The sequence below is a fragment of the Intestinibacter sp. genome, assembly GCF_034113885.1.
Lineage (GTDB): Bacteria > Bacillota > Clostridia > Peptostreptococcales > Peptostreptococcaceae > Intestinibacter.
Genome location: NZ_JAXEWM010000174.1, coordinates 1 through 13,658 on the forward strand (window position 1 = coordinate 1; position 13,658 = coordinate 13,658).

At 30.5% G+C, this 13,658-nt stretch carries 11 protein-coding genes, 1 pseudogene and 1 riboswitch; of the genes and pseudogenes, 1 reads left to right on the top strand and 11 read right to left on the bottom strand.

Annotated features, from left to right (window positions below):
* Positions 1-212: 212 nt before the first annotated feature.
* The 5 genes from SPD90_RS10980 to SPD90_RS11000 all read right to left on the bottom strand — a co-directional run bounded on the left by SPD90_RS10980 (position 213) and on the right by SPD90_RS11000 (position 6,233).
* The gene (locus SPD90_RS10980) at positions 213-770 is read right to left on the bottom strand and encodes a tetratricopeptide repeat protein (RefSeq protein WP_320925255.1); all 558 of its coding nucleotides are present in this window, start codon (positions 768-770) and stop codon (positions 213-215) included.
* 126 nt (positions 771-896) lie between these two features.
* On the bottom strand, positions 897-2,195 hold the full coding sequence (lysA, locus tag SPD90_RS10985) for a diaminopimelate decarboxylase (RefSeq protein WP_320625316.1): 1,299 nt from the start codon (positions 2,193-2,195) through the stop codon (positions 897-899).
* Positions 2,196-2,221: 26 nt separating this feature from the next.
* Positions 2,222-3,415, bottom strand: coding sequence for an aspartate kinase (locus SPD90_RS10990; RefSeq protein ID WP_320625317.1), 1,194 nt, complete (start codon positions 3,413-3,415; stop codon positions 2,222-2,224).
* A 75-nt stretch (positions 3,416-3,490) separates the two neighbouring features.
* Positions 3,491-3,660, bottom strand: a riboswitch (Lysine riboswitch).
* A 110-nt stretch (positions 3,661-3,770) separates the two neighbouring features.
* Complete coding sequence (locus SPD90_RS10995) at positions 3,771-4,385, bottom strand: hypothetical protein (RefSeq protein WP_320925256.1); 615 nt, start codon at positions 4,383-4,385, stop codon at positions 3,771-3,773.
* A 117-nt stretch (positions 4,386-4,502) separates the two neighbouring features.
* Positions 4,503-6,233, bottom strand: a complete 1,731-nt coding sequence (locus tag SPD90_RS11000) for a hypothetical protein (RefSeq protein ID WP_320925257.1) — start codon at positions 6,231-6,233, stop codon at positions 4,503-4,505.
* A 242-nt stretch (positions 6,234-6,475) separates the two neighbouring features.
* Here SPD90_RS11000 and SPD90_RS11005 point away from each other — a divergent pair, with 242 nt between their 5' ends.
* Positions 6,476-8,143 carry a glutamine--tRNA ligase/YqeY domain fusion protein gene (locus SPD90_RS11005; protein ID WP_320925258.1) on the top strand — a complete coding sequence of 556 codons (1,668 nt, stop codon included), beginning with the start codon at positions 6,476-6,478 and terminating at the stop codon, positions 8,141-8,143.
* A gap of 106 nt (positions 8,144-8,249) precedes the next feature.
* On the opposite strand, the gene SPD90_RS11010 is transcribed toward SPD90_RS11005, so the two are convergent.
* From SPD90_RS11010 to SPD90_RS11035, 6 genes and pseudogenes are all read right to left on the bottom strand, one after another.
* On the bottom strand, positions 8,250-9,029 hold the full coding sequence (locus tag SPD90_RS11010; RefSeq protein WP_320925259.1) for an EFR1 family ferrodoxin: 780 nt from the start codon (positions 9,027-9,029) through the stop codon (positions 8,250-8,252).
* A gap of 23 nt (positions 9,030-9,052) precedes the next feature.
* A complete protein-coding gene (locus SPD90_RS11015) occupies positions 9,053-9,940 on the bottom strand; it encodes a YegS/Rv2252/BmrU family lipid kinase (protein ID WP_320623967.1) in 888 nt (295 codons plus the stop codon).
* Between the two features lie 101 nt (positions 9,941-10,041).
* On the bottom strand, positions 10,042-11,307 hold the full coding sequence (locus SPD90_RS11020; protein WP_320925260.1) for a 4Fe-4S dicluster domain-containing protein: 1,266 nt from the start codon (positions 11,305-11,307) through the stop codon (positions 10,042-10,044).
* A gap of 4 nt (positions 11,308-11,311) precedes the next feature.
* Positions 11,312-12,319, bottom strand: coding sequence for a homoserine dehydrogenase (locus tag SPD90_RS11025; protein WP_320925261.1), 1,008 nt, complete (start codon positions 12,317-12,319; stop codon positions 11,312-11,314).
* A 134-nt stretch (positions 12,320-12,453) separates the two neighbouring features.
* The gene (locus SPD90_RS11030) at positions 12,454-12,603 is read right to left on the bottom strand and encodes a hypothetical protein (protein ID WP_320623964.1); all 150 of its coding nucleotides are present in this window, start codon (positions 12,601-12,603) and stop codon (positions 12,454-12,456) included.
* Positions 12,604-13,306: 703 nt separating this feature from the next.
* Positions 13,307-13,658, bottom strand: a pseudogene (locus tag SPD90_RS11035) (ABC transporter ATP-binding protein); the annotation flags it as partial.

The following is a 13,658-nucleotide window of genomic DNA, read 5'->3' on the forward strand; positions in this document are numbered from 1 at the left end:
AGAAATCCCCAATCTTGAATATTTTTACTTTTATACAAATTCTTGGTTATATTATGTCCCAACAAAATTTATTTCATACGTATTCTCACAAAATACTTTAACATATTTACAATAGTTCTAAGTTGGTATATGTATAATAAACCTTATTGTATTTTACCATTTTAATTCCTTCAAACTAAAAAAAGTTACCCTAAAGGGCAACTTCTTTTAGTTTATTGAGTAAAAAATTCATTTATTTTATCTTTTATAGTATCTAAAATTGTTCTATCTGAAGAGTCACCTTGGCCTTGATTATAAACCCAATTATTTTGGTCTTGATTTTGCTTCCAAGCATAATACTCGGCTTCCGCCTTTTGCATATCTTTTCTAGCTACTTCTTTTGCATTTTGTTTTCTTATGTTGGCAGCTTCCTCTTCTTCCTCTTGTAGCTTTTCAAGTTCTTTTTTTAATTCATTTGATTCAACTCTTATCTTTTGAGAGCCGTTATCTATATTTACTATTCTCTCTAGACATTCGATTGCCTTATCGTAAAGCCCTTTATCTTTGTATTTTTCCGCCTTAGACATCTTCATAGCTTGCATATACATAGATCTAGCGCTTTCGTTTTTAGGATCCTCTTCAAGTACATCTGATAGATATTTTTGAGCTTCGTAGTACTCGTGATTTTCTAGAGCCTTTTGTCCTTCTTTAAAAAGAGAAGCATCTTCTCTATTACATCCTACAGAAAAAACTAACACCACAATTAAGATAATTAAATATTTTATTTTCATGATTATTCCTCCATAGATATAAGAGTATTCAATATAACTTCTAATCTAAATCAATTATATAACTACACTATATAAAATATCAATCATCATAATTGTAATCTAGTTATCAGATTTGTAACCTTTTTATTACACTTCTAAAGATAGTAAATCTTCATAGCTTTGTCTCTTACAAGACAATATATCTTCTCCATCTTTTACAAATACTACAGGATTTTTTGGTATTTTATTATAGTTTGAAGCCATCGCATATCCATAAGCTCCAGTTGTAGTAGTTATAAGAATATCTCCGCTTTCAATATCTCCTACTTCTGTGTCTGATATTAAAATATCTCCACTTTCACAACATTTACCAGCTATAGTTACTTTATGATTATGTCCAGTTTGATTTATTTTATTCACTATAGCGCATTCATATCCTGCTTGATATAGAGAAGGTCTTATATTATCTGTCATTCCTCCATCTACACTTACATATGTTCTTACATCTTTTATTTCTTTTATAGAACCTACAGTGTAGATTGTACTTCCTGCATTTGCAACTAGTGATCTACCTGGTTCTATTAGTAGTGTTGGAACTTTTATATCTATTTTTTCACAAACTTCATTTGCTTTATTTATTATAGCTTCACAGAAGGCACTTATAGTTCTTGGTTTGTCTTCTTTAGTATAGTAAACACCTATTCCTCCACCTAAGTCTACTTCTGTAAGATTTATATCGTCATTTTTTTCGTTTACTTCTTTTAGTAAGTTTAGCATAACCTCTACTTCATCTAAATAAGGCTCTATTTCAAATATTTGAGAGCCTATATGAGCGTGAATTCCCACAAGCTCTATGTTTTTATATTCTTTTACTTTTTCTACAGCCTTGTAAAAGTCTCCATTTACAAGTGCAAATCCGAATTTAGAATCTATTTGTCCAGTCTTTATGTAGTCGTGAGTATGAGCGTCTATTCCTGGAGTAACTCTGAAGTAAATCTTTTGAGTCTTATTGTTTTCTAGGCAGAATTTTTCGATTAAATCTAATTCATAGAAATTATCTACTACAAATCTTCCAACACCTAATTCTATACCTAATTTTACTTCATCTACTGTTTTATTGTTTCCATGGAATAATATATTTTCCATAGGCATACCTGCTTTATATGCAGTGTATAATTCTCCACCTGACACGACATCTAGACAAAGACCTTCTTCTTTGACTATTTTACACATGTATTTAGTTAAAAATGCCTTACCTGCATATGCTACCTTATTTCCATTTTCGTTTACTTTAAAAGATTTTATATATTCTCTGCAATTGTTTCTTATCAATTCTTCATCAAATACATATAGTGGAGTTTTGTATTTTTCTACAAGATCAAGAGTTTTTACTCCCCCTATATAAAGGTCGTCGTTTTTTATTTCCATACTTCCATGAAGTTTCATATCGTCCTCCTAAATTCTAGTGATTTCTATACGTTAAATTCTTTTGCTATTTCATTTACAGCTACAGCTGTATCTTCAGAGCTTATAGCACAAGTTATTCTTATTTCTGATGTAGTTATTAATTTTATTTTTATTCCGTTTTTCTTTAATATGCTAAATACCTTTGATGCAACACCACTAGTGTGTTTCATTCCTAGACCTACTAGAGATAATTTAGTTATATTTTCGTCTACTAATATATCTTCTTGTGGAACGTATTTTTCAACTATAGCTTTTCCTTGGTTTAAGTCTTCCTTTGGTATTGTAAATGAAACACTTATTTTTGAGTTCATTGGAGCAGTTTGACTTATCATATCCATGCTTATATTTTCTTTTGCTATATTTTCAAATAAATCTACTACTTTATCTTCATCTATATCTATAGTTATAGCAACGTCGTCGTCAGATGTTGCAAGTCCTGTTATAACTTTATCTTCTAATTTCATGTTTTTTATCCCCCTTATGTATGTTCCTTTTATATCACTGCATGATAGACCTACGTATAATTCTATTTGATATTTTTGAGCAAGCTCTATACTTCTTGAATGCATTACTTGAGCACCTAGGCTAGCAAGTTCTAGCATTTCTTCGTATTCTATTTCTTCTAGTTTTTTAGCGTCTTTGAATTTTCTTGGATCTGTGAAATATATTCCGTCTACATCTGTGTAGATTTCACATTTTCCGTTTAATTTTACAGCAAGTGCCACAGCAGATGTGTCAGATCCACCTCTACCTAGAGTAGTTATATCTCCTTCATCATCTAACCCTTGGAAACCTGTTACTACTACTATCTTGCCTTCATCTAAGCTTTTTTCTATTTTTTCTATATTTATATCATCTATTAAAGACTTTCCGTGAGTTCCACTTGTTTGAATTTCTAGTTGATAAGCATTGTAGCTTATTGCTGGACATCCTAGAGAATTTAAACTCATAGCTAAAAGTGATGCTGATATCATTTCTCCTGTAGACATTAAGACATCTAGTTCTCTTTTATCTGGATTTTCTGTTATATCCTTTGCAAGACTTATATAGTCATCTGTAGTGTCTCCCATTGCAGAAACTACAACTACTATTTTAGGATCTGTTTTTTTTCTTTCTATCAATCTCTTTGCAATTGTTGTTATTTTTTCAGTTGTCGCAACTGAACTTCCACCGTATTTTTGTACTATTATATCACCCATTAATCTAATCCCCCTTAATCTTTTTGGGTATTTAAAAACGCCCAAAGGAATACTTTGGACGTTAAGTATCAAAGTAAACCTTGTAGCTCATCACAAACATAGTGACAGCCTTATACATATTATGCATAAGTCCAGCAGCAGACTTTGCCAAGTCTACAACTTCGGCTCTAAACTCCTTTCTCTATAAATCCACACTTGCCAGCTCCCTATAGATACTATTAATTTAAAGCACCTCTACCCTAGGCTTAATAATCAAATTATCAATATAATTTAAGCATATAATTTGATATTTTGCAACTATTATTTTACAAATTTTAACTTTATTTCAAAAAAACAAATTTAATTTTTATACATATTATAAATATCTGAACATAGAATGTAAAGACATGTCAATCAAGAAAATATTTTCCTGATTTTGAGTGCATAAATAATCGTCTTCATTTAAGCTATTTGTCACAACTATTATATTTGGAACCATAAAAAACGGAATAGTCGTGTTTTTCATATCCGATTTAAAAGTATAGTATTTTGATAAATCGACATTATTTCCCAATTGTATATCAAAAAGAACTTGCTTTCTCTGACAGTTATTATCTATATATTCGATATATAAAGAATAATTATTATCCCCAATATTTATATTCCTGTAAAACCTGACTATATCGAAATTTGCAAGATTTAATTTCACAGCAATATCAGAGCTTATTAGAGCCTTTATTAAATCCTCCCCCTTGTAAAACTCACTAGCTCCGTTTATATAATACAAATAAGAATTTTCTTTATACCCCCTATAATTAATATTGCACGGAAATTTAACTAAAATATAATCATTGCACATCCTCCTCAATGTTCTTTTTAAAGTCTTTTTTTTAGAATCTCTTTTGTAATTGAAAAGTTTATTAAATTGAGTTTCAGTTAAACATCTAAGCCTACTAATTATAAAAAGTATCTCCTTTTCAAGTATAGTCATATAAACCTCTCCAAAGATGTAATATTATTTAATATATTATATTAATTAAAATAAAAAACTCTACAAAAAAAGTGAATCCATATGAATTCACTTTTTATAAATATACAAAATTATATTTTATTGATTTGAATTTTGACCTTCTGTAGCTTCTGCTTCATCAGATTTATTAGTTTCTTCTTTTTCTGAAGCTTTATCCTCTGTCGTTTCTTTTTTCTCGCTCTTAGATGATTTATTTAAAATGCTGCTGTTTTCAAACTTAGTTATTGTAATAGTAGTGCTATCAGTCTTTGTATAAGAAATAGATACACTATCTCCAGATTTAGTAAGCGGAAGTCTATCAGATACCTTAGAAGTCGCCTTAAACATCAGTGTATTATTGTTCTTCAATGTGAAGAAGTAAGTAGTCGTACCATCTTGAACATCTGCATTTATTCTGTCTATAGTTCCAGAAAGCTCTACAGTATCTACATCAGTTTCAAATTTTAAATCTTCTCCTTCAGATTCTAGAGCCTCTTTATAAGCAGCTAGAGCTTCTTTTTTGTTATTTCCAACAGCTAATACACTGTAATCCTCTACTGATATAAATGCAACACTTTTTACAAGTCCAGCCTTATCCTTTAGAGCACATACATATGTCGGAGTTCCATATATGTTGTACATAACTGGGAAGGTAGCTTCGTAGTTCTTTTCTTGGACTTTACCTTCTGCAGATGTCATAGCAGCTGTCTCTGTAGCACCTGTTTGCATATAAAGCTTAGCCTCTTTAGTTCTAGAATCGACTAGCATAAATCCTACTGTAGATTCATCTCCTCCTGAAGATGTTATACCTGTATACCAATAGGATTTACCATCGTTACCGTATACTAAAGATTCTCCCTCTGTAGGCACTAGTACACCTTCTTCTGTAAATACAGAGTTTATAAATCCTTTTACATATAATCCCCAATCTGTAATTTGTTCTATTACCATAGATTGTGGTTGTATTCTGTCTATCCATTTTGGAGCGTTTTCTATATCGTATACATTTAATTCTCCAGTTTGTGCATCTAAGACTGCAACTCCTACAGCATCAGAGCCTGAAAATCCAACCTTATGCTCATACAAGCTGACAACCCAGTAAGGTCTACCTTCATCGTTTATTTCAAGTGTAAATTCAGTCATTCCGTAGTTTACAATGCCCTTTACATAAAGATATCTATGTAGATCTTGTAGGAAATAAGCCTCTGGTTGATATTTTATCTTTATAGGCTTTTTGTCTAGACTTTGAACTAATTTTACATCCTGAGGATCTGTAGCTGATACCATAACGTATCCATCAGTACCATCTAGATTAGTAATCCATTTTATAATATCTCTATGTACTAAAGGAGCAACCCAGTAAAGCTCTCCATTTACACTTTGAATATGAAACTGACCAAGCTGTGAAACACTACCTATAGCTGGTATTTCACCTATTTTTTTCTCTCCAAGCTTCATAGCCATATCTTCATCTACAATACGAATGTCATTTACATTTACAGGACTTACATCTTCTGTAAATTCACTTTCAGATACTTCACCGATTAAATTTTTATATGCGTTTGCATGTAAAATCGGTGTAGTTACAAAAAATGGAATAGCTATAACTAAAACAAGTAAAACTAGTGCTATCACAAAATTATTTTTTGCAAGCTTTGAAGTTTTATTGCCTCTGTCAAACATCATATCAATTATACCTGCCAGCACGAAAAACAATATCGCAGTCGAAAATCCAGACGTAAAATCAATTCTAAGTACTGGTAACTTGATAAATGCATATATTAAAACTATAATAAATGCAACTCCATAACTTCTTAAATACTTCTTCATAACTCCTCCTTTAAATAGTAATCTTAGTAATTTTTACTTTTTATTAAATTATGGTATACTATTACAAATAATATACCATATTTTTATTAAATAATAAAATTTTCATTTTATATTTAATCTTTTAATTTGCTTAATTTAATTAAATATACTTTATTTTTTTTTAATATTGAATTAAAATTAGTAATATGAATTATAATAAATTTATACATATTATAAAATAAAACAAATGTGAGGTAATTTTTATGTCAAGCGAAAATAATCGTACTAACTTTATAAAAAACATAATTAAAGATGATTTAGCATCTGGGAAACATAAATCTATAGTAACTCGTTTCCCACCAGAACCAAATGGATATTTACACATAGGACATGCTAAATCAATATGCTTAAACTTCGGATTAGCAGGAGAATTTAACGGAAAAGTAAATATGAGATTCGACGATACTAATCCACTTAAGGAAGATGAAGAATACGTAAATTCAATCAAAGAGGACGTTAAATGGCTAGGATTTAATTGGGACAACTTATATTTTGCTTCTGATTATTTCGATGAAATGTACAAAAGAGCTATTATCTTAATCAAGAAAGGTAAAGCTTATGTATGCGACTTATCTCAAGAAGAAATAAGAGCTACTCGTGGTACTTTAACTGAACCAGGTAAAGAAAGTCCATACAGAAATAGATCTATAGAAGAAAACCTAGACTTATTCGAAAGAATGAAAAACGGTGAATTTGCAAACGGAGAAAAAGTTCTAAGAGCTAAAATAGACATGGCTTCTCCTAATGTAAACTTCAGAGACCCTGTTATATACAGAATTTCTCATAACACTCACCACAATACAGGAGATAAATGGTGCATATACCCAATGTATTCTTTCGCACATCCACTAGAAGATGCTATAGAAGGAATAACTCACTCTATATGTACTCTAGAATTCGAAGACCAAAGACCACTTTACGACTGGTTCGTAAGAGAATGCGAAATGGAAAATGTGCCAAGACAAATCGAATTTGCAAGACTTAACTTGACAAATACTGTAATGAGTAAGAGAAAATTAAAACTTCTAGTAGACGAAGGTATAACTGACGGTTGGGACGACCCTCGTATGCCTACTATATCTGGTGTTAGACGTAGAGGATTTACTCCAGAAGCTATAAGAGCATTCTGTAATGAAATAGGTGTAGCTAAAGCCGACTCAACAGTTGATTCTAGACTTTTAGACCACTTCCTAAGAGAAGATTTACAACCAAAGGCTCCACTTGCTATGGCTGTACTTAAACCTTTAAAATTAGTTATAACTAACTATCCAGAAGGTCAAACTGAAATGCTAGAAGTAGAAAATATATCTAAAAATGAAGAAGCTGGTAAGAGACTTGTTCCATTTAGTAGAGAAGTTTATATAGAAAGAGACGACTTTATGGAAGAACCAGTTAAGAAATACAGACGTTTCTTCGTAGGAAACGAAGTAAGATTAATGGGTGCATACTTCGTAAAATGTACTGACTTCGTAAAAGATGAAAACGGTGAAATAATAGAAATCCACGGTACTTACGACCCAGAAACTAAGAGTGGTTCTGGATTTACTGGAAGAAAAGTAAAAGGTACTGTTCACTGGGTAGATGCTAATAGTGCTGTTCCTTGTGAATTTAGATTATTTGAACCATTAATACTAGATGACGATCCAGAAAACGAAGGTAAACACTTCTTAGAACAAATAAATCCTAATTCACTTGAAATACTACAAGGTTTTGTTGAACCAACTCAAATAAAAGACGCAAAACCACTTGATAAATTCCAATTCGTAAGAAATGGATTCTTCAGTGTAGATACTAAATACACTACTGAAGACAAATTAGTATTCAACAGAATAGTTCCATTAAAGAGCTCATTCAAATTAGAAAAGAAATAAGTTCAAATTTCAAAATAATAATAAAAGGACATCTCACTATTTCGGTGAAATGTCCTTTTATTATTATAATTTTAATTACTTGGACTGGCTTTTAAATTATTAACTATTATTCACTTTTTTCTAACTCTTTAAATCTAGGTTTATATTGAGAAAGTTCTTTATCTTTATACAAAAAAGCACTTTTAGGGCAAATATTTATACATCTCTGACAAAATATACATTCTTTAGTATGACTTACACCATTATCTATCTTGATACATCCAACTGGACATGATTTCTCGCATAACCTACAATCTACACACTTATCTCTATCTATATGTATCTTTTTATTTATTAAACTTATAAATCTTGGATAAACCATTTTATATACTAAATTAATCATAAATACCTTTATTTTATTTCTAGGATATAATTTAATCTTACCATCTCTAAACTCTTTTAATCCATTTTCTATAATTTCAATAGAATTATTTATCATTTCATCTTGCTTTTTTTCTAGAGTCTTTTTAAAAAAGAAATTATATGCATTATTCGGCATAGGAACATACATACAGTAAGTTACACTTAAATTAGGCATCTCATTTATAAAATGTTGATATGCTGTAGAGTCTTTTTCAGATGCTTGAGTTGTAAATAACATACATTTATTTTTATAATTTTTTAGATTTTGTTTTGCATATTTAATTAAAATATCGGGATACCTATCAATATAAACAGGTCCCCCGATTATTAAGTATTTGTAGTCAGTAGGTATTATTTTATCCTTTTCTATATTGATTAGATCTACTTTCTCATCCCATTTTTCAAGCACATTTTTAATACTTTGTGATATAAATTCTGTGTTCTTCGTTCCAGAAAAATATACAATACCAATTTTATCTTCCATAATACCACTCCTATTATAATTTTTTATTCATATCCTAAAAGCTGTATTCCATTTCTTACACATTCTATTGTAAGAGGGAAGTCTGGACCCTTTTCACCGTCTATATCTGTAACTAATTCATCCTTACATTCTATTGTAACTTTTTTAGTTTTAAAATATAAAATTTCGTTTTCATTATAGCCTTCTAGATGTTCACCTCTAAGTATATTTACTAAAAGTGGAAGTGTCTTAGGAAGAGGTGTTCCCTTAACTATAATTACATCTAGATATCCATCATCTATCTCTGCCTTATATGCTAGATTTATATTTCCTGCAGTCTTTCCATTAAATACGAGCATAAGGTACATATCGCCATCGTAGTTCATCTCTTGAGATTTTACATTTATATCGAACTTTCTCATGTTTAAAGCTTCTTCTATCCCCTTTAAGTAATAAGAAACCTTGCCTATCGTATTTTTAACATCTGGATTTATCTTTTGAGAAACATCTGTAAACATTCCAGCGCTGGCTACATTTATAAAGTATCTATCGTTTATTTTTCCGATATCTACGTATCTAGGCTTTGAATTTACGATTTTTTTGATACACTCTCTGACGTCGTGCGGATATTTTATAGCGTTGGCAAAATCATTTGCAGTCCCTGATGGAAGTATGGCTATCGGTATATCGATATTTAGTTTTTTTATTGTATTTATAAATAAATCTATAGTTCCGTCTCCTCCAGATAACAATATATGGTCATAATTGTCGTCTATATCCCAAAATGCATCGCTATTAGGACGAGATCTCGTTATTCTGTAAGGGACAACACTATATCCGTATTTTTGATATATCTGTATAACTTTATCTATTTCATTTTTTATTCTTTTATCTCCAGAATTTGGATTATAGATAAATTTTACTTTTTTCATTCCCCATAGTTCCTCCTTTTTATATAATAACTATTATTATACACATATATTATTACAGGTTTGTTAAATATATATGAATAGCATCTATTTTGAGGTTTAAATTATTTTTTTATACTAAGCAATCTATCTAAGTAAATAGATTTGACTTGATCCTTTGCTAAAAGCTGTTTAACAGGAGACATCTTTAAAATAGCAGAAAGTATAGATGCCATAACTCTGTGGTTTTTAAACGCCTCTGTCTCTGATATAAGATCTAGTAATGTACCCTTTTCTATCGCTTGAAGCACTACTCTGTGAACAGAGCTAGATGGAGTTATTATTTTTTCTTTTCTACGCTTTAATATTATGCTTCCCTTAGAGCAATTTCTAGCGCAAACTCCACATCCTAGACATACATCATAGTCTATTTCTACTTTTTTGTTTCCTTTATCGTCCTTTACTAAGCTTATTGCATCTATCGGACATGCTTTTTCACATTTGCCACATTTTACGCAAGAGTCGTCATTTACTGATGGATAAAATGCAGTAGTCTGAACTGGATGCATGTTTCCAAATTTCTTAGCTGCAAGTAGTGCCTCACAGCAGCATCCACAGCAGTTGCATATGAATGTAACACCTTCTCTTACATTTTCACCACATTGAACTAGATTGTGTTCGTAGGCTTGATGTAAAAGCTCCTTGCATTCGACTGCATCTACACGTCTAGCGTAATTGTTTTTTATAAGTGAATTGGCTGTATTTCCAAATGTCATGCATATATCTATAGGCGCATCACATGCTTTTCCAAGATGCTGCATCTTATGTCTACAGTAACACATACCTACTGCTATATGCTTTGAGGATTCTATTATATGAGTCGCTCTCTCAAAGTCAAGGATATCTACTTGGTTTTCATTTGTCAAAACCTCTTCTTGTACATATACTCTACCTAATTTAGTTTCTGAAGAATAAAATAAATCCTTTATGAAATCTTCTTCTACATTTAGATATTGGTAGTAAAGCTCTGCTAACAATTTTTGATCTATATCCCCTCTAGTTCTCATAAGGGCAAATTCTATAAATCCAGCCATTGGTGGAGGTAATATATACTTCTTACCTTTTTCGTCTTCAATATCTAAAAGTATAGCTCTAGAAGCCAAAGTATCTAATACCTTTAAAGCTTCATCGTAAGTCATTGTCCAAATTCTAGCCGCTGTCTTAACTCTAAAAGCTCCTATTGGAAGCTGTGATACTAAATAAGCCTCTCTCTCTGTAAATAAAACTTTCAATATTTCATAAAGAGTTTTTGACTCAGGAGCTCCTTGAGGAAATTTATTTAACCTCTCGACTAAGCTTTTATATTCTTTTTTGGCACTTATATGTGACATATTATCATCTCCTATTTTGAATTATATAAAGTAAATCTCTAAGGATTGAAGCTGCTGCATTTAACGGTGCTGATGCTCCTCCTGTTACAGTTATATCTCCTAAAATATCTGTCTTGTAATGTACTCCTTTGTTTTTGCCGTCTACAGAGTAAAGCGGATGATCGCTACTTATCACTGTAGGCTTAACTTCAAATTTGAAATTTCCATCTAGATAAGATGCCCTTGCCACTAATTTTACCTTATCATCGTTAGCTTTTGCAGATAGTAAATCATCTAACTTGACATTTGTTATTCCATTTATATCTAGCTTATCAAAGTCAAAATCTACATTCCAAATTACTTCGCTTAAAATGGCCATCTTGACAGCAGTGTCGTACCCCAACACATCTAGTGAAGGATCCTTTTCTGCTATGTTTAAATCCTGTGCTTTTTTTAGAGCTTCTTCGTATTCGACTCTATTTTTTAGCATCTCTTCTAGTATAAAATTAGTAGTTCCATTTAAAACTCCAGTGATTTCTGTCACTTTAGCTCCTAAAACATCTGTCGTTCCTGCATTTACAGAAGGAAGTGCCCCTCCAGTTGTACATCCTATTTTTAAGTACAAATTATTTTTATTTGCAAGGCCTTTAAGCTCTTTGTAGTGAAGTAAAATAGGACCCTTATTTCCAGTTACAACGTCTATACCGTTTTTTAAAGACTCTCTTATATGAGTATAACCAGGCTCGCCGTCTACTATGTTTGTACTTGTAAGCTCTATTAAAATATCTACATCTTTATTTTCTAGTATATTTTTAATAGAAATATCAGACCACATAGGGTGATTTTGTATTTTTTTATTATTTGTATACTCCATTAGCTCGTCGATATTTAATCCATCTTCGTCGTAAATACCTCCGTCGCTTTTTATAATATATTTTAAATTTACATCGTGTAATAGGTCTTTTTTCATTTCTAGTAATTTTACAAATGATTTGCCCACTGCACCAAAACCGATTAAAGCAATATTAAACATAACTCCTCCTTATAAATTTACATAAGTATAATTTTATACATAAATGCATAAAATTTCCATACTTTTGTAATATATTATTTTCTCAAAAAAAATACAACCCCTTAGATATTATCTCCAAAGGGCTGTATTTTCATCTAATCTATATATGTATCTTCTATTTCTATATCCTCTTCCTCGACTTCAAAATCTTCATCTTCAATAATTATCTCATATTCATCTCTGTAGGTGTCGTCTATTTCTATATATTCTGTGCCGCTAAATTCATAGTTATTTTTTTCGCTCATAGCAATACCTCCATTTTATTTATTTAATATAATTATACTATTTTTTTGACGATAATATTGTATTTTTTTTGCATAAAAAAAATATTTTTTACGCATAGTAAGAAAGCATAAATCCAAATGTCAGGACTTATGCTTTTTTATATTATTTGTATCTAACTAAAAATAGTAAAGTATTAAATTTTTAATATAATTCCATGTAGAAAAATTACTTGCAGTCTTTTATTGGTTGCTTACAATCTTTTTCAAAGCAAAAAATGCAGCTAATCCAATTATACACCATACACTTATCATAAATACCCATGCTACTCCAGTCATAATATGCTCCTCCTTTAATTAACACTTTAAAATTTTAAATTCCTTATGTTTGCTTTTTCTTTTGTTAATTATATTATATATAAATTTTCAGTAAATTCCATATATTCAGAAGATTGTTTACATTCCCTTAACACAATCACAGGGTATTTTACAGTCTTTTAACATTTAAAGGTTATTTTATTTACATTTTCTTAACATATCTCGATATATTTTAAATATTGTAAATATATCAAGCCTATTTTATATACAAATTATCGATAATATATTTTATAAATCATCAATTTTCAACAAAAAAACTCTTTTATATTAGAATTTAAAATCATCTTAATATTATTAAAATAATATCATCGATAATTAACATTAAACTAACATAAAAGAGCTTTATATATTAAGCGTACATTTCTTTTAATTTTTCTTGTATATCTTTGTTTTCTAGATAATCCTCTAGAGTAGTTTTTCTATCCATTATTCCATTTGGAGTTATTTCTATTATTCTATTTGCTAGAGTTTGTATCATCTCATGGTCGTGTGAGCTAAATAAAAGCACCCCAGGAAATTTTTCTAGACCCTTGTTGACTGATGTTATAGATTCAAGATCTAGGTGGTTTGTAGGGTCGTCTAGCACTAATACGTTGGCGTTAGAAAGCATCAGCTTAGAAAACATACATCTAACCTTTTCTCCTCCAGATATAACCTGAGCTTCTTTTAGAGCTTCTTCACCGCTAAATAGCATTCTTCCT